The following is a 24368-nucleotide window of genomic DNA, read 5'->3' as shown; positions in this document are numbered from 1 at the left end:
TGGGGCGGTCGCGGGGCGGCGGGTCGGTCAATTCCCCGATCGTGCTGCGGGTTTCGGCTGGTGTGACGGAGGCCGTACGGCGAGGTTGACCATTCGAAGGAAGGTAATGCTAACCTTCCGCAATAAGTTAGGTAAGCATAACCTTGGAGGACCGGTGGCGGCCACGGACGAACGGGTACGGCTCGACGACGAGCGGCAATGGGGCGAGTACGTCACCGATCCGGTGGCGGCGGTCGCCGCACTGGCCGCGGCGGATCGCTTCGGCGAATACGTGGTGTACGAACGCCCCGGCACCTGGGTGTTCGCGGCCGACCCGATCGGCGGTATCGAACTCGACGCCGACGAACTGCGGGTGAGCTGGGACGGCGAGACCACCTCCGGCGCGTGGGAAGGCAGTCCGGCGCAGGCCGTGGACCGCGCCCTCGCCGGTATCCCGCTGGGGCGGCGAAACGCGTACGGCTGGATCGGATTCGAATTCTGCGCCTGGTCGCTGGGTGCGACCGCGCATGTGCATCCGCGAGCCACGCTGGCGCACTTGATGATTCCGCGCATCGAGGTGCGCATCGACGCCTCCGGGGTGCGGGTCGCCGGTGCGACCCCGGCCGAGACGGCCGATATTCACGAACTCATCGCGGCGGCCCAGGGCAGTGCGCTGCCGGTCGCGCATCCGGTGGATGTGACCATCGACCCCACCGGCTACGCGGACCGGGTGGCGGCGGGCGTCGCCGAGATCCGCGACGGCAAATATCAGAAGGTGATCTTGTCGCGGAAGGTGGATCTGCCCTTCGCCGTGAACATTCCGGACTCCTACCGGCTGGGGCGGATGCACAATACGCCCGCGCGCTCGTTCCTGCTGCGACTGGGCGGCCTGGAGGCCGCGGGCTTCAGCCCGGAGCTGGTGGCCGCGGTCGACGGTGAGCGCGTTGTCACCACCGAACCGCTCGCGGGCACCCGTGCCTTCGGCCGCGGTGACGCGGTGGATTCGGCGGCCCGCGCCGAGCTGATCAGCGATCCCAAAGAGATTGTCGAGCACGCGATCTCGGTGCAGACCTCGTTCTCGGAGATCGCCGCCGTCGCCGAGCCGGAGACCACCGCGGTCTCGGATTTCATGGCGGTGCGCGAACGCGGCAGTGTTCAGCATCTGGCCTCCACGGTCAAGGGCCGCCTCGCCGCGGACCGCAGCCCGTGGGACGCGCTGGAGACCCTCTTCCCGTCGGTGACCGCCTCGGGTATCCCCAAGGCGGCGGGTGTGGACGCGGTCTTCCGCCTCGATCATGACCCGCGCGGCCTGTACTCCGGTGCGGTGGTGACGATTTCGCCGGATGGCGCGCTGGAGGCCACCCTGGTGCTGCGCGCGGTCTACCAGAGCGGTGCGGGCGCGTGGCTGCGCGCGGGCGCGGGCGTGGTCGGGCAATCCCGCCCCGAACGCGAATTCGAGGAGACATGCGAGAAGCTCGGCAGCGTCGCACCGTATGTGGTGCGCGCGTAGTTTCAGTCCGGGTGCACCTGGAAGTCGACGCCGGTGAGTTTCTCGGCCAGTTCCCAGAGTTGAGCGGCGACCTTCTCATCGTGTGAGGCGGCATTGGAGGAGACCGGGGCCGGGTAGCCGCTCCAGTTGAAGTGATCGGGGCCGTAGTAGCCGCCGGGCTCCGCCTCCGCGGTGGCGGCGAAAAGGGTTGGCAGTGCGCCCATCTCGGCGCTCTGAGCGATCAGGCGATTACCGAGCCCGATGATCTGCTCCAACAGGTTCTGGGTTTTGGAGTTGATCTCGGTGGCCGCGTACCCGGGGTGCGCGGCCACCGCCAGTTTGGCCGATCCGGCCGCGAGCAGGCGGCGCTGGAGTTCATAGGTGAACAGCAGCAGCGCCAGTTTCGTCTGCGCGTACGCCCCGAAGCGCGAGTAGGCGCGGTGCTCCCAGTTCAGATCCTCCAGATCGATGCGCCCGATGAAATGGGTGATGCTGGAGACGTTCACCACGCGCTCGCGGATGCGGTCCATGAGCAGTCCGGTGAGCGCGAAGTGGCCGAGAAAGTTCGTGCCGACATGCATTTCGAAGCCGTCGGTGGTGTGGCCGTACGGCACCGCCATCACCCCGGCATTGTTGATCAGCCCGTGCGCGTAGTCGACGGTGTCGGCGAAGGCGCGCACCGAGGCCAGATCGGCCAGATCCAGCGGGCGCACCTGTACCCGCCCGTCGATGGTCTTGGCGACCGCCTGTCCCTTGATCTCATTGCGGCAGGCCATGATCACCAGTGCGCCCGCCTCGGCGAGTCCGCGCGCGGTGGCCGCGCCCAGTCCGCTGGTCGCACCGGTGACGATGTAGGTCTTATCGGTCAGATCCGGGATATTCGACGTACTCCACCCACCCATAGACGAACCCTATGATGTGCGCGGCGGGGCGTCGCGTGGAAACGCGGTGATGAAGTGCACACGCCCAAAATGGCCGATCGCGGGTGCCCGGGATGCGCCTGGCGGCGATCCGTGCTCGCGGCGCCCGCGCGGGTTCACGCCGCGCGCAGTGCCTTCTTGTCGATCTTGCCGACGGCGGTGACGGGCAGGGTATCGGCCTGGCGCAGTACATCGGGGAGTTTGTAGGTGGCGAGTCCGCGCGCGGTCAGGAAGGCTTTGATCTGCACCAGTGAGGGCATATCGCCGTCGACAACCAGTACGGCACAGACCCTTTCGCCGAGCGCGGCATCGGGCAGTCCGACCGCCGCCGCATGCCGGACCGCGGGGTGGGCGAGCAGATGCTCCTCCAGCTCATCGCAGGATATGTTCTCGCCGCCGCGATTGATGACATCCTTGATGCGCCCGGAGACCATGAGATGTCCACTGGGCAGGCGGCGCACCAGGTCACCGCTGCGGTAGAAGCCATCCGGGGTGAAGGCGCGTGAATTATGTTCGGGGGCACGGTAATACCCGCGCAGCGTGTACGGGCCACGGGTGAGCAGTTCGCCCTCCTCGCCGTCCGCGACGTCCTTGCCGTCGGCATCGACCACCCGCACCTCGTCGGCGGGGGACAGGGGCCGCCCCTGGGTGGTGCAGACGATCTCGTCGGAGTCCTCGAAGCGGGTGTAGTTGAGCAGTCCTTCGGCCATGCCGAACACCTGTTGCAGGCGAACATTCAAGGCGGGTCGCACTTCTCGTGCGTTGACCGCGGCCAGGCGAGCGCCGCCGACCTGGAGCAGGCGCAGCGTGGACAGATCCGCCTCCTCCCAATCGACCGCGGCGGACCACAACTGCGCCAGTGGCGGCACCACGGCGGTGACCGTGACGCCGTGCCTCTCGATGGCGGCGAAGGCGTTCTCCGGGCTGGGATCGGTGATGAACACCATGCCGCCGCCGGTGGCGATGGTGCCCAGAATGCCGGGGCAGGCGAGTGGGAAGTTGTGCGCCACGGGCAGAGTCGCGAGATACACGTCCTGCGGCCGCAGCTCGCATACCTCGGCACTGGCCTCGGAGTTGTAGGTGTAGTCGTCGTGTGTGCGGGCGATCAGCTTGGGCAGGCCGGTGGTACCGCCGGAGACCAGCATGAGCGCGATATCGGAGGCATCGATGACGGGCAGCGAATTGCCGTGTGCGGGAACCGAATGCAGATCGGTGAAGGCGCCCGGATCGCCGAGGACCAGCACATGCCGCAGCGCCGGCACGGCGGCGCACACCTCGTGCGCGAGTACGCGATAGTCGAAATCGGCTGCGCGGTCGGCGATCACATAGGCGACCGCGCCCGAGAGCCGGGTGAGATGTTCGATCTCGGCGCGGCGATGCGCGGGCAGGGTCAGCACCGGAATGATGCCCGCGCGCAGCAGTCCGAAGAGCACGGGCACGAATTCGAGCACATTGGGCAGCTGCACCACGACCCGATCGCCCGGTGCGATACCGAGTTTCAGCAGGCCGTGCGCCATGCGGTCCGCGGCGGTGTCGAGTTCGGCGTAGGTGGACCCCGCGCCCGGCGTTCCGGGATCGCCGAGCAGGGCGGTGCGCTCGGGCCACTGTCGCGCCGCGTTCCGTAGCAGTTCGCCGAGCGGGCGTCCGGCCCAGTATCCGGCCCGCCGATAGCGCTCGGCGAGGTCGTCGGGGAAGGGGACGAAGCCGTCGCGGTGGTCGCGGGCGGTGGATGGCGATGTCACGGTGCTTGAGCCTCTGCGAGTAAGGGTTGCTTAACGAAGGTTAGGCAACCCTATCTCACGATGGCAATCGCGTCGTTCAGTGTGCGGGCAGCACACAGCCGCCGTCGAGAATCCCGAGATCGTGCGGCAGTTGATAGCAGGCCGGATCATCGGGCAGCTTCGGGTGGAAGCCCTCCAGGAAGAACGTCGCCACCAGATTCACCGCGATGACCAGCGCGAGGAATCCGAAGGCCAGCTTCCCGGCCGTGCGATGCGGTGACGCGGGCAGGCTCACGGTCGAGGTGGCGTACGAAAACGTCAGCACCACGCCGATTGTCGTAATCGCCGCGACGAACAGAATCCACGCCCACACGTACAGGTGCAGCCCGAACACCGCGCCCATATATCCGGGATCGCCGGGCAGGATATGCAGCATGGTCTGCCGCCAGGCGGTGAACGCGCCGCCGAAGCAGGCCACGATCGCCATACCCCAGCCCACCGCGTAATCGCGCGGCGCGATGGTCCCGGTCATCCCCTTGCGCACGATATAGGCCCCGCCCAGCGCGGCCAGCATCATGAAGTAGCGCTGCAGCATGCACAGCGGGCACGGGTACTCCCAGTTCACGAATTGGAAGCCGAGTCCGCCGCAGATCACCCCGGCCCAGCCGACGATGAAGATGAGCGCCAGCCAGTACTGCAGTTGATTCAGTACTCCGCCACGGCTTTCCACGGTTCCGGGAGCGGTATCGGTCACCATGTCAGCCCCAATCCGAGGCTGCTGGTGATGTGCACCTTCAGCAGCACACCGCAGGCGATGACGACAACCCACCAGGCCGACAGGATCGCGCGCCGCGAACTCTGTCCGACAATGAGGAACAGCACGCACAGCAAGCCCGCGAGTATGAGCGTGTCCATACGCGCGGACGCTACCGCTCTGCCTGGTCACCGCCTACGAACGCGTTGCGGACACGCCGTCCGGCGCGCGAGTGTAGCGAACTGTCGGCGAATTCGGCGCGAATCGCGGTTGCGCGCGAGACCCGACGGGCGGGCTGTCGCGCCCCTAGACTCGACCTCGTGAGTGGTTGGGACATCGCCGACATCCCGGATCAGACCGGTCGAACGGTCATTGTGACGGGGGCCAACAGTGGGCTCGGCGCGGTCACCGCGCGAGCACTCGCCCAGGCCGGGGCGCAGGTGATCATGGCCTGCCGCAATGAGGTCAAGGCGCGTTCGGTCGCCGACGGCATCGGTAAGAACGTGCAAGTGCGCCGCCTGGATCTGGCGGATCTGGCCTCGGTGCGCGAATTCGCCGACGGTATCGACGCGGTGGACCTGCTGATCAACAACGCGGGTGTCATGGCGGTTCCGCTCAAGCGCACCGCCGACGGCTTCGAAATGCAGATCGGCACAAACCATCTCGGCCATTTCGCGCTGACCGGACTGCTGCTGGACAAGGTGCGCGATCGCATCGTCACCGTCTCCAGCGGTATGCACGCCATGGGCAAGATCGACCTGGCCGATCTGAACTGGGAGCAGCGCCGCTATCAGCGCTGGCTCGCCTACGGGCAGTCCAAGCTGGCGAATCTCATGTTCACCTATGAACTACAGCGGCGACTGACAGCCGCTGGCTCGCACAAGCTTTCGGTCGGTGCGCATCCCGGCTTCGCCGCCACCGAACTGCAATCCCATACCGAGTCGATCCAGGACTTCTTCCTCGGGATCGCCAATCGGGTCTTCGCGCAGAGCGCCGAAATGGGCGCGCTGCCAACGCTTTACGCAGCCACCGCCGCCGAGGTGCGGCCGGGCGGATACTACGGGCCCACCGGATTGCGCGGTATGCGTGGCAATCCCGGGCCGAGCGGCTCCACCGCCGCGTCACGGGATGAGGTGACCGCGCGCCGCCTCTGGGAATTGTCCGAGCAGCTGACCAAGGTCAGCTATGCCTTTCCACGTAGGTAGGTCATGAGCATTCCGTTCGATCGACCGGATCAGCTGGAGAAGATCCAGCAGGGCCTGCTTCAGGGAGAGCAGATCCTGGCGGTGTACGACGCCATCGGCGTGGGTACCGGATTTCTCGGGCTCACCGATCGCCGGGTGATCATTCAGGACAATTCGTTCGTGGGGAAGAAGGTCGCCATCACGAGCATCCCGTACTCGCGCATCAGCACCGTCAGCGTGATCACCAACAAATCCTTCGCCGGACAGTTCTTCTCCTCCGGGCACATAGTCATCAGCACCGGGCACAACGAGTACGAGGTCGAGTTCCGCGGCGATGAGAAGACGCGGCATGTGCACGACGTGATCCTGCATTACATCGCGCGCTAGCTACGCGCCGGCGAATGTCGTTCGCGGGCGGCGTTTCCCGAATTCGCATCTCATATATTGAGACGACGTTCCATAGTGTGTCAGCGGCCACACGCAATCTCCGCGATCTCTGATACGGTGTCCGGCATGCAGCGCGTGTATTTCTGGTTTAGCCAGCCGGCCCCGGGTGGGTCGAGCGGCGTGAACCTGCGCTGACCTCCTCCACCCCGAGCCGGACAACAGACCGGCTCCGAGGGGTTCCAGAAATTCGAATCTCCGTGGGTCGGCCTGAGAAAAGGAACCCACGATCATGACTCTCGCTGCCGATCTCGATCCCCGGCACGCCGATCTCGACGACCAGCGCACTCTCAGCGTGAGCCCGCTGCGCTCGCCCGCCGACGTGCGTGGATCGCATCCGCTCGATGACACCCTGGCCGATACCGTGCGCGCCGGCCGCAAGGCCACCATCGACGTACTCAATGGCGCTGACGACCGCCTCATGGTGATCGTCGGCCCGTGTTCGGTGCACGACACCGCCGCCGCCATGGATTACGCGCGCCGCCTGGCCGCCAAGGCCGATGAGCTCGGGGACCGGCTGCACGTGGTCATGCGCGTCTACTTCGAGAAGCCGCGCACCACGCTCGGGTGGAAGGGGCTGATCAACGATCCGCACCTGGACGGCAGCTTCGACATCAACACCGGACTCGATGTGGGTCGTCAGCTGCTGGTGGACATCACCGCGCTCGGCCTGCCCGTGGCCTGTGAGTTCCTCGATCCGATCACCCCGCAGTACATCGCGGATCTGGTCTCCTACGGTGCGATCGGCGCGCGTACCGCCGCCAGCCAGGTGCATCGGCAGCTGTCCTCGGCGCTGTCCATGCCGGTCGGCATCAAGAACGGCACCGATGGCGATGTGCAGGTCGCGGTCGACGGGGTGCGCGCGGCGGCGGCCAGCCATGTCTTCCCCGGCACCGATCTGGACGGGCGTTCGGCGCTGATCCGCACCGCGGGCAATCCGGACTGCCATGTCATCCTGCGCGGCGGCAGCAACGGCACCAACTTCGATGCCGAATCCTGCGCGGAAGCCATTATCCGACTGGAGAAGTCGTCGCTGGCGCAGCGCCTGGTGGTCGACGCCTCGCACGGCAACAGCAATAAGGACCACAACAAGCAGGTCGACGTGGTCACCGATATCGCCGGGCGCATCGCCGCGGGCGAGAAGAGCGTGGTCGGCCTGATGATGGAGAGCTTCATCGTCGCGGGCCGCCAGGACCTCACCCTCGGCCACCCGGAGACCCTGACCTACGGCCAGTCCATCACCGACGCCTGCCTCGACTGGGAGGTCACCGCGGCTCAGCTCGACGTCCTCGCCGACGCCGTCGCCGCTCGCCGCGGCTGAAAAGACCGTCTCCCGCGTCGTCCCGGACGTCGTCCTGCGTCCTCCCGGACGGTATACCTCGTCATCCCGGCGCGTTCTTGGCCGGGATCCACTGAAATTTGTTGCGGTGCAACAGGTGTGGATCCCGGCCAAAACCATGCCGGATGACGGTGCTGCCGGGACGACGGGCTGGATTCCGGGATGACGGGCTAGATTCCGGCGGGCCAGTCGGTGGCCGGGACGGCCGGATCGGTGCGGAGGCGGGCGGCTATCCAGCTGTCGAGGCGGGTGCCGCGCTGAACACAGCCGCCGCGCAGTAGGCCCTCGTAGTGGAAGCCCGCCCGGCGGGCGACGGCGGCCGAGGCGTGATTGCCGACGATCGCGCGCCATTCGATGCGCTCGAGGGTGAGCCAATCGTCTGCGAAGGCCGCCGCGCAGACCAGATTGACCGCGTGGGTCATGAGCCCCCGGCCGCGGACCGCCGCGGAGAGCCAGAAGCCGATCTCGGCGGAGTTGTGGTCGCGGCGGGAATCGACCGGCCCGAGGCCGATCATGCCTACGACCTGTGAGTCTTTACCGAGGCGCAGTGCCCAGGTGGGGCTGCGGTCGGCCCAGCCGGGCGTCACCATGTCGTAGATGAACTTCTCGGCGTCGGCCCGGATGTAGGGGACCGGCATGGTCGTCCACTGTCCGACCGAAGGCTGTTGGCAGCACGCGGTGATGTCGTCGATATCCAGGACGGTCGGCGGTGCGAGCCAGACCGTGCCATTCGAGAGCGTCCGCGCGTCCATCCGGCCATGCTGTCACGGAACGATATACCGGCGCAGGGGGATTCCGGCGTGGAGTCGGGCGGGTGTCGATCACCGTATCCGGCATTCCGGGCCGGTGCCCGATTGGTCGGACCGCGACCGTAGGATCGGTTCGATGGTCGCCGCGCTGCTCACCGATTTGTTCGAAACCCATCGGCCACACCTGCTCTCGGTGGCCTACCGGCTGACGGGCAGCGTCGCCGATGCCGAGGATGCGGTGCAGGAGAGCTGGTTACGGCTCGCGGTCGCCCGCCAGCACGAGATCGAGGATCTGCGCGCCTGGCTCACCACGGTGGTCTCCCGCATCTGCTTGGATCGGCTGCGCAGTGCCAGCGCGCGCCGCGAGCAGTATGTGGGGCAGTGGCTTCCGGAGCCCATCGTCACCAGCCCGCTACCCTCGAGCACGCCCGATCCGCTGGCCGCGGTGGTCCGCAAACAGGATGCGCGCTTCGCCGCCCTGGTGGTGATGGATACCCTCACCCCGCCGCAGCGCGTGGCTTTCGTTCTGCACGACGGGTTTTCGGTGCCTTTCGACGAGATCGCCGATATTCTCGGCGTCTCCACCGAGGCTGCGCGGGCACTGGCCACGCGGGCCCGGAAAGCCTTGGCGCACACGCCGGAACCGGTCACCGATACCGAACACGATGCCGCGGTGCAGCAGCTGCTCGAAGCGCTCTACCGCGGTGATGTGGATGCCGTTGTGGCGGCGCTGCATCCGGATGTGCGCACCATCGGCGATGCGGGTGGCACCACCGCTACGGCCATCAATGTGGTTGCGGGCGTGGATAAGAACGCGCGGTTGTGGCTGGGACTGCGCACCCGGTACGGCTTCGACGATCCGGCGACCTATCAGGCCGGCGCGTTCGAATTCGTACTCGTCAATGGCCAATTGGGGATGCTGATGCACGAGCGGGCCTCGGAGAACGGTCGTCCCGGGACGCCGCCCCGCGTATACGGATACACCGTGCGCGACGGAAAGGTCTGGGGCATCTACGATCTCGTCAATCCGGCCAAACTCAAGGGCCTGCGGCTGCCGCACTGAGACCCGATGGGCGGCACACCCCCGACCGACATGCCGCACATCGGAGGTCATCAGCCCGGGTAGCTGGCTCCGGAGCCGGAGCTGCAGTCCATACCGCCGGACAGGCTGACCGAACCGGTGGGCATGCAATTGCCGATACCCGAACCGGTGCCGGAGCCGGAGCCGCCCGAACCGGAGGGCGGGAAGCTGGAGCCGAGGTTCCAATCACCGGTGGTCCAGTTGCCAGCAATAAGCTGGTGTGCAATCTGGTGCACAATATCGACGGCCTGTGTCGGGTGCAGAAGAAGTTCCAAGTACGAGGGCATATTTCGCCCCTTTCGAGAAAACCGCTGATAGGCGGTTGTGAGATAAAACACGGGCAGGCTAGCCGCCTTTGCGACATTGCACAACGAGCCAGGTAGAAGGTCCGATCACGAAGTGAAACATAGCCTTTCGCTATCGAATCGCAACCATTCGGACGGGTGGACTATCCTCCGGACATGCCTCAGATTCCGACCGTCGCAAGGCTGCGTCCCTACGCTTCGACAATCTTTGCCGAGATGACCGAACTCGCCGTTCGGCACGGCGCGGTCAACCTCGGTCAGGGCTTCCCGGACTCCGACGGACCCGCCGGGATGCTCGAGGTCGCCCGGCAGGCCATCGCCGACGGGTTCAACCAATACCCGCCCGGCCGTGGGGTTCCCGCACTGCGCCAGGCCATCGCCGCCGACCGCGCGCGCCGCTACGGCACCCACTACGACCCGGACAGTCAGGTGCTGGTGACGGTCGGGGCCACCGAGGCCATTGCCGCCACCATCCTCGGACTGGTCGAGCCCGGGGACGAAGTGGTGCTCATCGAGCCCTATTACGACTCCTATGCCGCCGCGGTCGCACTGGCCGGGGCCCAGCGGCGCACCGCCCGACTGGTTCCGGACGGTGACGGCTTCGCCCTGGATCTGGACAGCCTGCGCGCCGCCATCACCCCGAAAACCCGTATGCTGCTGGTTAATTCACCCCACAACCCGACCGGCACCGTCCTGTCGCGCGCCGATCTCACCGCCATCGCCGAGATCGCCATCGAACATGATCTCTACGTCATGTCCGATGAGGCGTACGAGCATCTGGCCTTCGACGGCCACCGGCACATCAGCATCGCCACCCTGCCCGGCATGTTCGAGCGCACCATCGTGATCTCCAGCGCCGCAAAGACTTTCAGTGTTACCGGCTGGAAGATCGGCTGGGCCTGCGCCCCCGCACCACTGCTGGACGCCGTCCTGGCCGCCAAACAGTTCCTCACCTTCGTCGGCGGCGGCCCGTTCCAGCCCGCCGTCGCGCACGCGCTGGAACACGAACAGCAGTGGGTTGCCGCCTTGCGAGACACCCTCTCCGAGAAGCGGTTGCGGCTCTCCGCCGCGCTGTCCGACGCGGGCTTCGCCGTAAAACGAAGCGACGGAACCTATTTCGTCTGCGCCGATATCAGGCCCCTGAGCGCCGCCGACGCCTACGACTTCTGCCGTGAACTTCCCGAACGCCTGGGCGTGGCCGCGGTCCCGGTCAGCGTCTTCGCCGATGACAAACCCGCCTGGAACCACCTGGTCCGCTTCACCTTCTGCAAGAAGGAAGAGACCATCGCCGAGGGCGTCCGCCGCCTGCGCGCGGGCCGCACCGCCGCCAGCCACTAGCCAATCCCTGCGGCCCCACCCGCCTGTCATCCCAGCTTGGCCGGGCGCACCTGTTATCCCAGCCCAGCCTGGCCTGCCGCCTCGTGTGGCAGCGTGCCGGTTGCCCTGCCCGCCATCCCAGCCAGGCCGGGCCCGCCGCAGCCCGCCCGTCATCCCGGCATGCTTGTGGCCGGGATCCACACCCGTGACGTCCACCGGTGATCAACTGGACCGCGACAGTCGAGGTCCGGTCGGCGCAGGATCGAGGCATGATCCCGCTGACCGCCATCCTCGGCGTCGCCTCGGTGGCACTCGGCATGGTGCTCACCCCCGGCCCGAACATGATGTACCTGGTATCGCGGACCGTCTCACAGGGCCGCCGCGCCGGATTCATCTCCCTCACCGGCGTGGCCGCGGGTTTCGCGGTCTACCTGACCGCCGCCGCGATCGGCATCACCGCCGTCTTCGCCATGGTGCCCGCGCTCTACCTGGCCCTGAAGCTGGCCGGTGCGGCCTACCTGCTCTACCTGGCGTGGAAAACCCTTCGCCCCGGCGGCCTTTCGGCCTTCGCCCCCGAGACGCTCCCCCCGGATCCCACCCGCCGCCTCTTCGTCATGGGATTCCTCACCAACCTGTTGAACCCCAAGATCGCCATTATGTACATGGCCCTCATCCCGCAGTTCGTGGTTCCCGCCCACGGCAGCGTCTGGTTGCAGAGCCTGGCCCTGGGCGCGGTCCAGATCGTCATCGCCGTCACCGTCAACGGCCTCATCGTCCTGACCGCGGGCGCCATCGCGACCTTCCTCGGCGGCCGTCCGCTGTGGCTGCGGGCCCAGCGCTTCGTCACCGGCTCCGTACTGGGCGCCATGGCGGCTCTGGTGATCACAGACCGCGCCCGCCCGGTTCCCGCCTAGCGGAACAGGTTTCGGCCCCGCAGCGGTCCGCTCAGGACCGCAGCGAGCCCGGGTACAGGAATTCGTCGGCGGGTGGTTCGGCGCGATCCAGCCAGGCCGCGAGGAAACCGGTCAGATCCGTCGGGGTGCGGGACTGCATGAACCGGCGGAACTCCGGCATGGAGGCATTGCCGTAGCGGTGGCCGTCCACGAAATCGTGGATGGCGCCGAAGAAGGCGGTATCGCCCATGGTGCGGCGCAGGGCGTGCAGGAAGAGCGGACCGCGGTAGTAGACCGAGGTGAATTCGTTTCCCACACCCGGATTCTGCAGGGTGATCTGCCAGAACTTGGCCTCGGTGCGGTACTTGGCCACGGTCTCGCGGTATTGGGCGTCGACATCCTTGCCCTCCACGCGCTCGGGCCACAGATAGTCGGCGGTGTAGCTGGCGAAGCATTCGTTCAGACAGATATCGGACCACTGCTTCACCGACATGGAGTCACCCCACCACTGGTGGGTGAGCTCATGCACCACGGTGTCCAGATCGGTCCAGGGCGCGTAGATGGGGCGGGACTGCGTCTCCAGCGAGAACTGCAGATCGGTGTCCACGTAGATGCCACCGGCGGTGTCGAACGGGTATGGGCCGTACAGGGTTTCGAGGAAGTCCAGGAACTCCGGCAGCCTGGCCTCGTTGTCCCGGGCCTGTTTGCTGGCATCGGGTGCGAAGGCGCTCAACAGCGGCGTGCCATTGGCGCGCTGCTGGGCCAGGAAGTCGAATTTGTCGATGGCGATGGTGGTCAGATAGCCGACCACCGGCTGGCGCATCTCCCAATTCACCGTGCGATTGCCGCCGTTCACCACATCGCTGATCTTCAGCCCATTGGACATGACCTCCCATTCGGCCGGCACGGTGGCGTGCAGCGCGAAAGTGGCTTTGTCCAAAGGCGTGTCATTGAGCGGATACCAGGCCGAGGCCGAATGTGGTTCGCCCGCAACGAAAGCGCCGCCGCTGGGGGAGAGCACCCAGCCGTCGCCGTCGGTGCCGGTGATCTCGCCCGCGTACTCCACCCGCACGGTGAACGGCAGGCCGGGCAGCAGCGGCAGCATGGGTGTGATCACCAGTTCGTGGTCCTGCGTGCGATCGAACCAGGCGGGCAGATTATTGACCGTCACCTTGGAGATCTGCGGGCCGCTGTAGTCCAGGTCGAAGGTGTGCAGCGCCTGGGTGGCGACCGCGTCGACGCGGGTGGAGCCGGTGATGACGTGCGCGGCCGGGTCGTAGCCGAGGGTGACGTCGTAGTTCTCGGCGTCGTATCCGCCATTGCCGTCCAGCGGATAGTACGGATCGCCGAGCCCCGGCGCGCCCGCCCAGGGGTCATTCGGATCCGCCTGTGCGGGAACCGCGTTCGCGGCCGCCACCAGTGCCGCGCCGACCACCGTGTACCGCCACCAGCTATGCCTCATACGTCGAGCCGCCCCTTTCCGGGGTGCACACCCCGACCCGCGACTCTAGTCGCCGCCGTGATCAATGACTGGTGCCCGACACGGCAACGCTCGCGCCGAGTCCGATGATCATCACTCCGCCCGCGCCGCCGACCCGCTCCAACCGCTTGGGCGAGCGCGCGAACCAATCCCGGGCGAGCCCCGCCGCCAGCCCCCAGGCACTGTCCGAGACCACCGCGATCGACAGGAAGATGACGCCCAGGATGAGCATCTGCACGGGGACCGGCCCGCTTGCCGGATCCACGAACTGCGGCAGCACCGCGGAGAAGAAGATGATGGCCTTGGGATTGCTGATCCCGACCAGGAACGCCTGGCGCATGAGCTTGCCGCCCTCGGCCGGATCGCGGTTGGACTCCCATGCCTCGCGCAGTGATTTACGCTCGCGAATCGCCTGTACGCCCAGGTAGATCAGGTACAGCGCACCCGCGATCTTGACCGTATTGAGCGCGATGGCCGAGGCCGCCACGATCGCGCCGAGCCCGACCGCGACCAGGGCGAGCACCAGGAGCACGCCCAGGGCGTGACCCAGGACCGACAGCAGGGCCGCCTTTCGCCCGGAGGTGAGGGCACGGCCGATGACGAAGAGCACGCCGGGGCCGGGGATGATGATGAGGACGGTGGCCGCGACGAAGAAGGCGGCAAGATTCGCGCCGGGGATCATCGGATCATTCTACGTTCGGGCGCAACGGATTTCGGGGAATATTCGCCGGGCAGACTTCCCGCTATCCGCGTAGCTCCTCGGGTAGTTGCTGCGGGTCCAGCAGCAGCCGTTTGGCATCCACATGCCGCACCTTGTCCGCCAGATCCAGATTGTCGGTGAGCAGCTGCCACTCGACCTCCCGGATGGTGGCGCGGGCGCGCTCGATGATGTTCAGATCGCGAGTGCCCCAGGCGATCGGCATGGCGCTCACCGCCTGCCACAGATCGCCCACCGAACCGGGTGCGCGGTCGATGCGCACCGTTACCGACGGCACCTGTTCGCCGATCCGATTGCGATGTCCGGGCAGGGTGCGCACCGTGCGCGTCACCAGGGCGTAGCGCGGGCCGTCGGTATTCGGCTTGGCCAGATCCACCAGCGCCAGCAGGACCGTCCTGGAGCCGTCGGTCTCGGACACCACCGCGGGCACGAGTTCGCCTGCGGCATAGAGTCGATCGACCCGACCGCGATGCGGTGTCCACAATCCGATGAAGAGCGAGGTGGCCGCCCCCAACAGGAATGCCACCGCCAACAACCAGGACCACGGGTGATTCACCCACACCAGAAACCCGGTGCCCAGACCCAGCACGATCGCGGCACCCACCCCGAGCACCCGCAGACGCCGCAGGTCGGCGACGACTTCGTTGACCGCCCGGGCATGCTCACGGTCCACCGCGAATTCGAAGCGTCGCACGTGCGTTCCCTCCCGCCTACTGGAGGCTTCTCCTCCAGTTATCCTAACGTCGGCCCCAGCAGGTCGTCCGCATCGGTGATGCGATAGGCATACCCCTGCTCCGCAAGGAAACGCTGCCGGTGCGCGGCGTATTCGGCGTCCAGCGTGTCACGTGCGACAACCGAATAGAAGTGAGCCTGGCCGCCATCCTGTTTCGGCCGCAACAGTCGCCCGAGCCGCTGCGCCTCCTCCTGCCGGGATCCGAAGGTGCCCGAAACCTGCACGGCCACAGAGGCTTCCGGTAGATCGATGGAGAAATTCGCGACCTTGCTGACCACCAGCACCGGAATCTCCCCGCGCCGGAAGGCGTCGAACAGCGCTTCGCGCTCCTTGGTACGGGTGGAACCCTGGATGATCGGGGCGTTCAGATGCTCACCCAGCTCTTCCAGCTGGTCCAGGTACGCCCCGATGACCAGGCTCGGCGAGCCCTTGTGCTGGGCCAGGATCGACTCCACCACCGGAAGCTTGGTGCGCGCGGTGGAGCACAGCTTGTAGCGCTCCTCCGGTTCGGCTGTGGCGTATGCCATACGTTCGGCATCGGTGAGCGTCACCCGCACCTCGACACAGTCGGCGGGGGCGATCCAGCCCTGCGCCTCGATATCCTTCCACGGCGCGTCGTAACGCTTGGGGCCGATCAGCGAGAACACATCACCCTCGCGGCCGTCCTCGCGCACCAGGGTCGCGGTCAGGCCGAGGCGGCGGCGGGACTGCAGATCCGCGGTCATCCGGAAGACCGGTGCGGGCAGCAGATGCACCTCGTCGTAGATGACCAGACCCCAGTCACGGCTGTCGAAGAGCTCGAGATGGCGGTACTCGCCCTTGGTCTTGCGCGTGATCACCTGATAGGTGGCGATGGTGACCGGGCGGATCTCCTTGCGCTCACCGGAGTATTCGCCGATCTCCTCCTCGGTGAGCGAGGTGCGGGCCAGCAGTTCGCGCCGCCACTGCCGTCCGGCCACCGTATTGGTGACCAGAATCAGGGTGGTGGCCTTGGCTTTTGCCATCGCGGCCGCGCCGACCATGGTCTTGCCCGCACCACAGGGCAGGACGACGACGCCGGACCCGCCCGCCCAGAACGAGTCCGCGGCCATCTGCTGATAGTCGCGCAGCTCCCAGTGCCCGCCCTCGTAGTCGAGGTCGATGGCGTGCGCCTCACCGTCGACATAGCCCGCGAGGTCCTCGGCCGGCCAGCCGATCTTCAACAGCATCTGTTTGATGCGACCGCGCTCGGAGGGATGCACCACCACGGTGTCGTCATCCACGCGGGTGCCGAGCATGGGGGCGATCTTCTTGTGCCGGAGCACCTCTTCGAGCACCGCGCGATCCAGGCTGACCAGGGTGAGTCCGTGCGCCGGATTCTTCACCAGCTGCAACCGGCCGTACCTGGCCATGGTGTCGACGATGTCCACCAGCAGCGGCTGCGGGACGGCGTACCGGGAGAACTTCACCAGTGCGTCGACCACCTGCTCGGCATCGTGACCGGCGGCGCGGGCATTCCACAGGGCCAGGGGGGTGATGCGGTAGGTGTGCACATGCTCGGGGGCGCGCTCGAGCTCCGCGAAGGGTGCGATGGACTGGCGGGCGGCGTCCGCGGCCTCGTGATCGACCTCGAGCAGCAGTGTCTTGTCACTTTGAACGATGAGCGGTCCGTCGGTCACGGCACCTCCTGGCTTGTCGGGCCCGATCGGGCCGCAGTCCATTGTTCCTGATCGCACCGACAGCTGTTCCGGACGGTTGCCGCGGGAGCGGTGCCGGGCATTTCCGCGAAAACGGTCAAGACCCGAGTTTCGGTGGCTACGATCACCTGCAACTTGGGCGCTTGTCCAGTTAGTTCGTATTACTCCGAAAGCTGAATAGAGGTGCCGATGCGCAGGGGACAACGGGGCAGACGGTGGCTGGTGAGTCTGGTGGCGGGTGCGCTCGGGGGAGCGCTGCTGGTCGCGCCGCCGAGCGCGCAGGCCGCACCGACGCCGATCGCGGCCATTCACGCCGACGGCGGCAGGTTCGTCGACGAGTTCGGGCGCGTCGTACTGCTGCACGGTGTGAACAATGTGGATAAAGACGCGCCCTACATTCAGCTCGGGGATGGCTTCACCCTCACCGCCGAGGACGCGGCGCTGCTGGCCGGGCACGGATTCAATACCGTGCGGCTCGGGGTGTCGTTCGACGGACTCATGCCGACCAGGGGTGTGGTCGACGCCGACTATCTGGATCGGGTCGCCACCGTGGTGGATACCCTGGCGCAGAACGGGATTCACACCCTCCTGGACAATCATCAGGACGGACTCTCGAAGATATGGGGCGGCAACGGTTTTCCCGAATGGGCGCTGAAATCTCGTCCGGGCGCATTGGAACCGAATCTGGGCTTCCCGCTCTACTACCTCATGCCGAGTATGAATCAGGGCTGGGATGAGGTGTGGGACAACAGCAATGGTGTGCTGGACTATCTCGGCTCCGCGCTCGGCGCGCTCGCCGGACGCCTCGACGGGCATGCGGGCGTACTCGGCTTCGAGCTCATGAACGAGCCGTGGCCGGGCAGTGCGTTCCTGTCCTGCTATCCGAACGGCTGCCCGGGCTTCGATGTGAAATATCAAGCGGCCATGCAGAAATTGACCGATGCGGTGCGGGCGCGCAATGCGAACACCATGGTGTTCTGGGAGCCCAATGTCACCTGGAATGAGACCATGCCCTCGAACCTGGGCAAGAATCCGCCGATCACCGCGCCGAATATCGCCTTCGCCCCGCACGACTACTGCATTCCGAGTCAGCTCGCCATCTATCTGGGTCTTCCGGCGTTCCTGCGCGGGCTCTGCCCGGTGCAGCAGGACAAGACCTGGGGCAATATCGACTCCTTCGCCCAGCGCACCCACTTGCCTACGCTGGTAACCGAATTCGGCGACGGTGATCCGACGGTGCTGCGCAACACCGTAATTCGCGCCGATGAGCGTTTCGTCAGCTGGCAGTACTGGCATTACGCCTCCCGGTTCGGCGCGGGTGGTATGCGGCCGGACCCGTTCCTCGGGGATATCGGACAACAGCTGGTGCGGACCTATCCGCAGGCCACCGCGGGGACGCCCGGGCGCATGATCTTCGACTCCGCCACAGGCGATTTCGCTTACCGTTACACCCCGCATGCCGCGGCGAAGCCGACCGAGATCTACGTCTCGGATCTGCATTATCCGAACGGATATGAGGTACGAGTGGAGGGCGGAACGGTGACCTCGGCCGCGGGCGCGCGGGTGGTGACGGTGGAAGCCGGTTCCGCCCTGCCGGTGACCGTCCATATCAATCGGCCGGGGTCGAAGGGTGCGACCGTCCCGACCGGTCCGATCGGCAGCGGGTCGGCCGGTTCGGGTTCCGCCGGGCTCTCCTCCGATGCGGGCTCGGCGCTGGGCTCGGGTGATACCGGATCCGCATACTGACGCCGCGATTTATCGCCTCGACTGTGTAACGATCCATTCCGAACAGGCGACACAGGTGCGTGGCGCCACTTCTGGACATGCGCCCAAATCGAGAGGGAACAGATGAACTACCTGAGCCTGCAGATGCTCAACACGCTCCTGCCCACCATCCTGAATCTGTCCATGTTGGGCATGCGCGGCATGCATATGGTCTGAAATACCCCGATTCGGTGATGCGTCCGCCGATCGCGCAAAGGTATCCTCACCGCGTTCACGGCAGCCGTGAATTGTACGGTGAGAAAGGTTTTCGCAGGTGAAGTTCACAGGAACGAGGCCGCTACTGCGCCTCGTACTGGCCCTCGTGGCCGTGGCGGTGGCCGCGCTGGCAGTGACCGGTTGTTCGATGGTCAAGGACGCCAGCAAGTCCGATACCGCCAAATCCAAGGTCGGCGATTGCATCAATGTGATCGAAGGATCCATGGTCGACTCCAAGACCGAGCCGGTCGACTGCTCCTCGGAGCAGGCGGTCTACAAGGTCGCCCAGATTTTCGACACCAAGACCGACTGCAAGGAAGAGCAGACCTCGTACGAGGAGACGCTCAATGGCGGGACCACCGCATTCCTGTGCCTGACGCCCAACTTCAAGGAGGGCGCCTGCTACAACGAAAGCCAGACCACCGGATACAAGAATGTCGCCTGCACCGCGCCGGAAGCCTCTTTCAAGGTGACCAAGCGCATCGACGGTCAGGCCGACGAATTCCTGTGTGATGCCACCACCTCGATCGGTTTCCGTACCGTCTCCGACCCGAAAACCACTTTCTGCCTAGGGAATCCGAAGTAGGAAGCCCCACTCTCGGGGCTGTCGGGGGCTCGGCCCCCGAACCCCCGGAAGCTTCGGTTCTATTCGATAAGTGCTACCGACGCGATCCGGTGCAGGGTGAAGTGCCGGATCGCGCCGGTTACCGGGTCGAGTGCGTCCAGTTGTCCGCCACCGACTTTGAGTGGTTCGACAATGCGCTGCGTGGCTATGCCCGAGGCGTCCACATAACCGATATGTACGGGTCGCCTTGTGCGCGCGGCCAACTGGAGCAGGTTCAGGGTGGCGGCGGTGGTGGTTCGCGAGCCATCCGAGCGAACCGTTTGACCCGAACGCGACTGTGCCGCACGCTCACCCGCGCGCAGCTCCGAGACCAGGGCCTGAAGCTGTTCGGGGCTGGGCGGATTCGGCCGCCAGTTCGGCTTCTGCCCGTTGCGCGCCGGGATTCGGGCACCGCGTGGCCGCAGATCCACGATCGCGCCGGAGGAGTCCTCACCGGCGGGGCTGAAGCCCGCGGCGCGCAGCTGCTCCAGCACCTCGTTCAGCGATGCCTGCGAGATCGCCACCGTCGGGGCCACCGCCCGCAGCGCCAGTTGCCCGGCGACCGGTGCGGCCAGTACCTCCGCCAGCAGTGCGGGATCCTCACTGCGAACGAAGGATTGGGCCATACCCGCGCGCAGTCGGCCGTGCCGGCGCGCCACATCGTCGATGAGATAGGTCAGCGCCTGCGGTACCGGGGTGCGCGAATGCGCGGCGAACAGATTGTGCAGCTCCGCCGCGGTCGCACCGCCGTCCAGCGCGCGCCGCACCGAGGTTTCGCTGAGTCGGTAAACCGTTGCCGCACCGGCGGATTCGATATCGGCGACCATCGAGATCCGGTCCTGCAGCTCGGGGACGAGCGGTCCGGGCGCGATAATCGTCAGATCCGCCTGTACCAGCACATGATCCACGGGTGCGGGCAGCGCCGCCGCCATCTCCGACTCCGCGTCCTCCGGGCGGCCGTGCAATAGCGCGCGGCCCGCCGAGGTGACCGCGCCGCGCGCGACCAGTCCCAGCGCCTCGGCCTCGGACAGCGTGCGCTCCACCGACTCCAGCCGATAGTGCCGCCGCCAGCGCGGCTGTCGCCAGGCCAGGGCGCGCCCCAGATCGGCGGCGGAAACCGCGTTGCCGGAGGGGTATTCGGCCAGCAGGCTCAGGATGGCACGGCGGTCGCGTACGGCGTGCACATTGCGCAGCTCCGCGGAGAGCGCGGCGAGGGGCTTGTCATTGGCGTCGCGCAGCCCGATCATCCACGGGAAGCGATCCAGGTCCAGCCACGCCTGCGCCAAGACCACCCAGCGGCGCGGGGGCACCACGGCGAGCCAGGCGTCGGCGGTGGTGGTCGGCGCCCAGAAATCCTCGGTGCCGTCATCGGGAAGTGGTTCGGGGGAGCCCTTGTCGAGTAGTCGGGCGGCGGCCAGCACCTCGGCGATGAGGCCGATCCGGGTCTCGTCGATACCGGTCTGCTTGACCACCCGCCGGATCTCCCGCACCCCGAGCCCGCCGGAGCGCAGCGCGGGCGCGGGTGCCTGGCCCAGAACATCGAGGACGGATGCGCTGTGCCGCAGCAGTTCTCCCACCTCACCGGCGGCCGCGGCATTCACATCCGAGCTGGTCTGTTTACGGAGTTCGGGTTGCGGCGGGGTCAGCGCGTGCGGATCGGTGACCGGCTCGTCCCGCAGCACCTGACCGACCGAGAGCGGCAGTTCGACCGTCTCGTCATCGATCCAATGCAGTAGTCGGCGTGCCAGCAGTCGCTGTACCGGCCGATCCTCGGGGGTACCGGGAGCCGCGTCGCGGGTGCGCCCGCGCGGTCCGGTCGCCGCCAGTTTGTCCAGCAGTCCGCGCTCGGGCGGATTCAGCTCCGCCAGTGCGGTATTGATCTCGGGTTCGGTGAGCGCGTCCGGTAGTTCGGTGGTGCTGCCCAGCGGCCAGGGCAGGGCCTCCTGCGCGGCGGTCGTCAGACGCAGCGCCTTGTCCGACCCCCACACCAGCGCGCGGGCGCGCAGCGTTGCCACCGCGGCATCGAGGGCCGCCTTGCCGACCCGATCCCCGAGCAGTTTGGTCAATGCGGTGCGCGGCACCGGTTTCGGATCGCGTAGATCGGCGGCTCCCTGCACCACCAGGGTTTCGATGACCGCGAAGTCGAGTGTGTCGAGCTCGTCGGTGGCGCGCAGTACCGAGGCGCGCTGTTCGGTCCGGGCCGCCAGCACCGCCATGGAGGCGGGCAGCGGCACCGCGAGATCCGGGCGCAACTGCAACAGCCGCACGAGCGCCTCGTCCTCGAGCCCGGCCAGCCAGTCGGTCAGCGTCGTGGGCTCGGGAGCCTTCGCGGCGGCTTTGCGAGGTTTCGCGGTCTTGGTCGCACGGCCGGAGGAGTTTGCCTCGGTCGCCGCGCGGGCATCGCTCGCGGCGCCGTCGGTCGCGGGGCTGCTGCCGTTCTCGGCAGGAGGAACGGTATCGGTCACTTCACCCGATCCAGGCGGAAGACTGCTTCTGTCTCGAATACCCGGTGAGACAGGCGGAATGGGCGCCGCGGGCCCGGGAGGATGCGACCGAGCGCACGGCGAAGGGGCGGTATGAGGCGCGGTGCCGGGGCCGCCGCGGATGCGACGGCCGCGTGGGAGCGAGCCGCGCCGTCAACCGCATTGTTATCGGTCGAGAGGCTGATCAGCGGTTGATGATCGTGTGCGGGTGCACGTAGGGCAGCTGATCCACGGGAAGCGGGAACTCGGTGTCCTCACCGTACGGGGAGAGGCCGCCCGAGCGGGTCGACGAGAGCTCGGTGACGGCGTGATCGCCATTGGCCGTCTCCGGCCAGCCATTGTCGACGTAGGGTTTCTTCGATTTGTTCACCACGCGCTCATTCTGGCATGCGCGGTAGACGAGTGTCCCCTCCGGCACCCGGAAGTTTGCCCGCGGCACGGCGTTCGAGCAGCAACGCCGGTGTGCGACAAACACAAACGCCCCGCATCGTCATTGATGCGGGGCGTCTGTATACGCGAGGCAAGTGTCTCAGTTGGGGAGCAGACCCTTGTTCGCCTGGAAGAAGTTCACGATCGACGGATCGAGCTGAGTGTTGTTGGCCTTGCTGACATTCAGGAAGTCGAGCACCGGCTGCGGGATGTTGATGCCCTGCTGCTGTGCGATCTCCATGGCGCGATCGACGGCCTGGAAGACCTGCTGGCTGCCGTCGGCGGCCTGGACGTTGCCCGGGGCCGGGGGATTCCACTTCGTCGGCGCTTCCGTCTGCGGGGCGGTGCGCTGCGACGGGGCGCTGTGCAGGCCGAGGCTCGAGGAGCAGGAGGGCCATGCGCCCCAGCCCTGCGAGGCGAGTACCTTCTCGGCGACGGTGATCTGCTGTTCGCGGCTGGCCTGGTTGGCGGTGGGGGCGTATTCGCCGCCGCCGTGGGCGGTCCAGGTGCTGGGCGAGAACTGCAGCCCTCCCTGGAAACCGTTCCCGGTGTTGATACCCCAGTTGCCTCCGGCTTCGCACTGTGCGAGGCGATCCCAGTCGGAGTCGGGTGCCGCGCTGGCGTTACCGGCCATGGCCACTCCGGCTCCACCGAGGGCGATGCCCGTCAGGGCTACCTTGGCGACCGTGCGACCGGTGTTACTCGGCTTGCGATGGCGTCCACTCATGTTCGGGTTTTCCTCTCGTACGCGCCTCGAGGCATGACTACCGGGGGCGAACTGAGAGGTCGTCCGCTCCGGCGCGCTGGTGCGCGCTGTTCCTCGTCCTCACCCCTGGTTCCAGTTGGGGTCCGTGCCCGCGGGGTGAGGTTCGGTGCGGCGGGCCGGTGGCGCCGGGCTGACCCGGCTGAGGAGTGACACTACGACGCTTGCCGCGAAAAATCACCATTTGGTAACCGTCGTGTCTGTCCCGGACGCTATCCGGCGCAACGGGTTCCGCTTACCGTCTGCGCAGGTGGTCACGGCGAGTCTGGCCCGATAGGGGTCTGTCACCCCGCTGTGACCGTTCTGTTATGTGACGAAGGTCACACGCATGGGCGGGTAACGAAGTGGGCATACAGACGTGTCACAGACGGGAACCCGCCTAACGCCGAATCAGCGCGCGCGACGACCCGACCAGAGCGCGAACACCAGCGCCAAGAGGAATCCGAGCGGTGCCGCCATCGCTGTCAGATAGAGCCACAGCCCGGGCTTGGAATCGGTCAACAGCCCGACGCCGAAGATTGCGACGATTGCCAGCAATCCCACCGCGAACAAAGTCATCGCTACCTGAAGGAGCCAGCTTCCGGACCTGCGCGGAGCCTGCTGAGAAGAAGTGTCGGACACCCTAAGACCGTAAAACTGATGTGCTTGCGCTATACGCACCGGGGTAGACTCAGCCGCAATCGCGTCCTGCCATCGCTGTGGGGCGCGTTCTTTTCGCAAACGGAGGGTTGCGGACGATTGGTCCGACAACCAACAGCTGTGCCCGGCGAGCCCGGGCATCGAATGACGAACGGGTGAGCGCAGTGCCGACCGGCAAGGTGAAGTGGTACGACGTCGAAAAGGGCTTCGGCTTCCTTTCCCAGGACGAGGGTGAGGACGTCTATGTTCGATCGTCGGCGCTGCCCGAAGGTGTCGAAGCGCTCAAGCCCGGACAGCGGGTCGAATTCGGGATGGCGGCGGGTCGTCGCGGTCCGCAGGCCTTGAGCCTCAAGCTGCTCGAAACCCCAACTGTCCGTGGACCTGAGCGCGAACGCGGTGAACGTCGGCCCCGCGGTGAGGGTCCGATCAACCGCAAGTCCACCGATGAGCTGCACGGCCTCATCGAGGACATGATCACGATCCTGGAGACCAAGGTGCAGCCCGATCTGCGCCGCGGTAAGTACCCGGATCGCAAGACCGCACAGCGCATCGCCGAGGTCGTGCGCGGCGTCGCGCGCGAGCTCGACCACTAGGTCGTAGCCGAAAAGCGAACGGGCCCCGGTGAGTTCGACTCACCGGGGCCCCGTCGTATCGGGATGGCTTGTGTCACCGTGTATTCGGGATGGCC

General features: G+C 66.7%; 24 protein-coding genes. 10 read left to right on the top strand and 14 right to left on the bottom strand.

Annotated features, from left to right (window positions below):
- Positions 1-154 precede the first annotated feature (154 nt).
- Positions 155-1489 (top strand): salicylate synthase, encoded by a 1335-nt coding sequence (locus OHB26_RS08105; protein ID WP_330183587.1) that lies wholly within the window; start codon positions 155-157, stop codon positions 1487-1489.
- A 2-nt stretch (positions 1490-1491) separates the two neighbouring features.
- On the opposite strand, the gene OHB26_RS08100 is transcribed toward OHB26_RS08105, so the two are convergent.
- From OHB26_RS08100 to OHB26_RS08085, 4 genes are all read right to left on the bottom strand, one after another.
- A complete protein-coding gene (locus OHB26_RS08100) occupies positions 1492-2370 on the bottom strand; it encodes an oxidoreductase (RefSeq protein ID WP_330183586.1) in 879 nt (292 codons plus the stop codon).
- A 134-nt stretch (positions 2371-2504) separates the two neighbouring features.
- Positions 2505-4130, bottom strand: coding sequence for a (2,3-dihydroxybenzoyl)adenylate synthase (locus tag OHB26_RS08095; RefSeq protein ID WP_330183585.1), 1626 nt, complete (start codon positions 4128-4130; stop codon positions 2505-2507).
- 76 nt (positions 4131-4206) lie between these two features.
- Positions 4207-4866, bottom strand: coding sequence for a disulfide bond formation protein B (locus tag OHB26_RS08090; RefSeq protein ID WP_330183584.1), 660 nt, complete (start codon positions 4864-4866; stop codon positions 4207-4209).
- Positions 4860-5024: a DUF5993 family protein gene (locus OHB26_RS08085; protein WP_330183583.1), complete on the bottom strand. Its 165-nt coding sequence runs from the start codon at positions 5022-5024 to the stop codon at positions 4860-4862. Before OHB26_RS08085 ends, OHB26_RS08090 begins: the two co-directional genes overlap by 7 nt.
- 159 nt (positions 5025-5183) lie before the next feature.
- On the opposite strand from OHB26_RS08085, the gene OHB26_RS08080 reads away from it, so the two are divergent.
- The 3 genes from OHB26_RS08080 to OHB26_RS08070 all read left to right on the top strand — a co-directional run bounded on the left by OHB26_RS08080 (position 5184) and on the right by OHB26_RS08070 (position 7812).
- Positions 5184-6068, top strand: coding sequence for an oxidoreductase (locus OHB26_RS08080; protein ID WP_330183582.1), 885 nt, complete (start codon positions 5184-5186; stop codon positions 6066-6068).
- A 3-nt stretch (positions 6069-6071) separates the two neighbouring features.
- Positions 6072-6434: a PH domain-containing protein gene (locus OHB26_RS08075; RefSeq protein ID WP_330183581.1), complete on the top strand. Its 363-nt coding sequence runs from the start codon at positions 6072-6074 to the stop codon at positions 6432-6434.
- Positions 6435-6723: 289 nt separating this feature from the next.
- The gene (locus tag OHB26_RS08070) at positions 6724-7812 is read left to right on the top strand and encodes a 3-deoxy-7-phosphoheptulonate synthase (protein ID WP_330183580.1); all 1089 of its coding nucleotides are present in this window, start codon (positions 6724-6726) and stop codon (positions 7810-7812) included.
- Between the two features lie 188 nt (positions 7813-8000).
- Here OHB26_RS08070 and OHB26_RS08065 read toward each other — a convergent pair whose 3' ends face one another.
- The gene (locus tag OHB26_RS08065; RefSeq protein WP_330183579.1) at positions 8001-8582 is read right to left on the bottom strand and encodes a GNAT family N-acetyltransferase; all 582 of its coding nucleotides are present in this window, start codon (positions 8580-8582) and stop codon (positions 8001-8003) included.
- Positions 8583-8715: 133 nt separating this feature from the next.
- Between OHB26_RS08065 and sigJ the strand changes: the two genes are divergently transcribed.
- Positions 8716-9642, top strand: coding sequence for an RNA polymerase sigma factor SigJ (gene sigJ, locus OHB26_RS08060; RefSeq protein WP_330183578.1), 927 nt, complete (start codon positions 8716-8718; stop codon positions 9640-9642).
- Between the two features lie 50 nt (positions 9643-9692).
- Here sigJ and OHB26_RS08055 read toward each other — a convergent pair whose 3' ends face one another.
- Complete coding sequence (locus OHB26_RS08055) at positions 9693-9947, bottom strand: hypothetical protein (protein WP_330183577.1); 255 nt, start codon at positions 9945-9947, stop codon at positions 9693-9695.
- A gap of 174 nt (positions 9948-10121) precedes the next feature.
- On the opposite strand from OHB26_RS08055, the gene OHB26_RS08050 reads away from it, so the two are divergent.
- Both OHB26_RS08050 and OHB26_RS08045 read left to right on the top strand, forming a co-directional pair.
- Complete coding sequence (locus OHB26_RS08050) at positions 10122-11303, top strand: pyridoxal phosphate-dependent aminotransferase (protein ID WP_330183576.1); 1182 nt, start codon at positions 10122-10124, stop codon at positions 11301-11303.
- A 248-nt stretch (positions 11304-11551) separates the two neighbouring features.
- A complete protein-coding gene (locus OHB26_RS08045; RefSeq protein WP_330183575.1) occupies positions 11552-12196 on the top strand; it encodes a LysE family translocator in 645 nt (214 codons plus the stop codon).
- Between the two features lie 31 nt (positions 12197-12227).
- Here OHB26_RS08045 and OHB26_RS08040 read toward each other — a convergent pair whose 3' ends face one another.
- The 4 genes from OHB26_RS08040 to OHB26_RS08025 form a co-directional block, all read right to left on the bottom strand.
- Positions 12228-13637 carry a M1 family metallopeptidase gene (locus OHB26_RS08040; RefSeq protein WP_330183574.1) on the bottom strand — a complete coding sequence of 470 codons (1410 nt, stop codon included), beginning with the start codon at positions 13635-13637 and terminating at the stop codon, positions 12228-12230.
- 61 nt (positions 13638-13698) lie between these two features.
- Complete coding sequence (locus OHB26_RS08035; protein WP_330183573.1) at positions 13699-14337, bottom strand: LysE family translocator; 639 nt, start codon at positions 14335-14337, stop codon at positions 13699-13701.
- Positions 14338-14398: 61 nt separating this feature from the next.
- Entirely contained in the window at positions 14399-15067 is a 669-nt protein-coding gene (locus OHB26_RS08030) for a DUF3239 domain-containing protein (protein ID WP_330183572.1), read from the bottom strand.
- 38 nt (positions 15068-15105) lie between these two features.
- Complete coding sequence (locus OHB26_RS08025) at positions 15106-16764, bottom strand: DNA repair helicase XPB (RefSeq protein ID WP_330183571.1); 1659 nt, start codon at positions 16762-16764, stop codon at positions 15106-15108.
- A gap of 207 nt (positions 16765-16971) precedes the next feature.
- Here OHB26_RS08025 and OHB26_RS08020 point away from each other — a divergent pair, with 207 nt between their 5' ends.
- Together OHB26_RS08020 and OHB26_RS08015 are read left to right on the top strand one after the other, a co-directional pair.
- Positions 16972-18528, top strand: coding sequence for an endoglycoceramidase I (locus OHB26_RS08020; protein WP_330183570.1), 1557 nt, complete (start codon positions 16972-16974; stop codon positions 18526-18528).
- Positions 18529-18820: 292 nt separating this feature from the next.
- Positions 18821-19348 (top strand): LppU/SCO3897 family protein, encoded by a 528-nt coding sequence (locus tag OHB26_RS08015; protein ID WP_330183569.1) that lies wholly within the window; start codon positions 18821-18823, stop codon positions 19346-19348.
- Between the two features lie 59 nt (positions 19349-19407).
- Here OHB26_RS08015 and OHB26_RS08010 read toward each other — a convergent pair whose 3' ends face one another.
- The 4 genes from OHB26_RS08010 to OHB26_RS07995 form a co-directional block, all read right to left on the bottom strand.
- Positions 19408-21672 carry a helicase-associated domain-containing protein gene (locus OHB26_RS08010; protein WP_330185536.1) on the bottom strand — a complete coding sequence of 755 codons (2265 nt, stop codon included), beginning with the start codon at positions 21670-21672 and terminating at the stop codon, positions 19408-19410.
- A 361-nt stretch (positions 21673-22033) separates the two neighbouring features.
- Complete coding sequence (locus OHB26_RS08005; protein WP_067568388.1) at positions 22034-22222, bottom strand: hypothetical protein; 189 nt, start codon at positions 22220-22222, stop codon at positions 22034-22036.
- A gap of 156 nt (positions 22223-22378) precedes the next feature.
- Positions 22379-23005 (bottom strand): resuscitation-promoting factor Rpf1 domain-containing protein, encoded by a 627-nt coding sequence (locus tag OHB26_RS08000; protein ID WP_330183568.1) that lies wholly within the window; start codon positions 23003-23005, stop codon positions 22379-22381.
- Between the two features lie 426 nt (positions 23006-23431).
- The gene (locus OHB26_RS07995; protein ID WP_330185919.1) at positions 23432-23662 is read right to left on the bottom strand and encodes a hypothetical protein; all 231 of its coding nucleotides are present in this window, start codon (positions 23660-23662) and stop codon (positions 23432-23434) included.
- Between the two features lie 182 nt (positions 23663-23844).
- Between OHB26_RS07995 and OHB26_RS07990 the strand changes: the two genes are divergently transcribed.
- Positions 23845-24273 carry a cold-shock protein gene (locus OHB26_RS07990; protein WP_174562516.1) on the top strand — a complete coding sequence of 143 codons (429 nt, stop codon included), beginning with the start codon at positions 23845-23847 and terminating at the stop codon, positions 24271-24273.
- Positions 24274-24368: the final 95 nt, after the last annotated feature.

Origin of the sequence: Nocardia sp. NBC_01503 (assembly GCF_036327755.1) — a bacterium.
GTDB lineage: Bacteria > Actinomycetota > Actinomycetes > Mycobacteriales > Mycobacteriaceae > Nocardia.
Note: the sequence above shows the minus strand (reverse complement) of the source record. Positions and strands in the feature narration are given on the sequence as shown.

Coding starts and splice junctions, on each gene's coding strand:
- OHB26_RS08100 (WP_330183586.1), bottom strand. CDS start 2,370: ATGGGTGGGTGGAGTACGTCGAATATCCCGGATCTGACCGATAAGACC.
- OHB26_RS08090 (WP_330183584.1), bottom strand. CDS start 4,866: ATGGTGACCGATACCGCTCCCGGAACCGTGGAAAGCCGTGGCGGAGTA.
- OHB26_RS08085 (WP_330183583.1), bottom strand. CDS start 5,024: ATGGACACGCTCATACTCGCGGGCTTGCTGTGCGTGCTGTTCCTCATT.
- OHB26_RS08075 (WP_330183581.1), top strand. CDS start 6,072: ATGAGCATTCCGTTCGATCGACCGGATCAGCTGGAGAAGATCCAGCAG.
- OHB26_RS08070 (WP_330183580.1), top strand. CDS start 6,724: ATGACTCTCGCTGCCGATCTCGATCCCCGGCACGCCGATCTCGACGAC.
- OHB26_RS08065 (WP_330183579.1), bottom strand. CDS start 8,582: ATGGACGCGCGGACGCTCTCGAATGGCACGGTCTGGCTCGCACCGCCG.
- sigJ (WP_330183578.1), top strand. CDS start 8,716: ATGGTCGCCGCGCTGCTCACCGATTTGTTCGAAACCCATCGGCCACAC.
- OHB26_RS08055 (WP_330183577.1), bottom strand. CDS start 9,947: ATGCCCTCGTACTTGGAACTTCTTCTGCACCCGACACAGGCCGTCGAT.
- OHB26_RS08050 (WP_330183576.1), top strand. CDS start 10,122: ATGCCTCAGATTCCGACCGTCGCAAGGCTGCGTCCCTACGCTTCGACA.
- OHB26_RS08045 (WP_330183575.1), top strand. CDS start 11,552: ATGATCCCGCTGACCGCCATCCTCGGCGTCGCCTCGGTGGCACTCGGC.
- OHB26_RS08040 (WP_330183574.1), bottom strand. CDS start 13,637: ATGAGGCATAGCTGGTGGCGGTACACGGTGGTCGGCGCGGCACTGGTG.
- OHB26_RS08035 (WP_330183573.1), bottom strand. CDS start 14,337: ATGATCCCCGGCGCGAATCTTGCCGCCTTCTTCGTCGCGGCCACCGTC.
- OHB26_RS08020 (WP_330183570.1), top strand. CDS start 16,972: ATGCGCAGGGGACAACGGGGCAGACGGTGGCTGGTGAGTCTGGTGGCG.
- OHB26_RS08000 (WP_330183568.1), bottom strand. CDS start 23,005: ATGAGTGGACGCCATCGCAAGCCGAGTAACACCGGTCGCACGGTCGCC.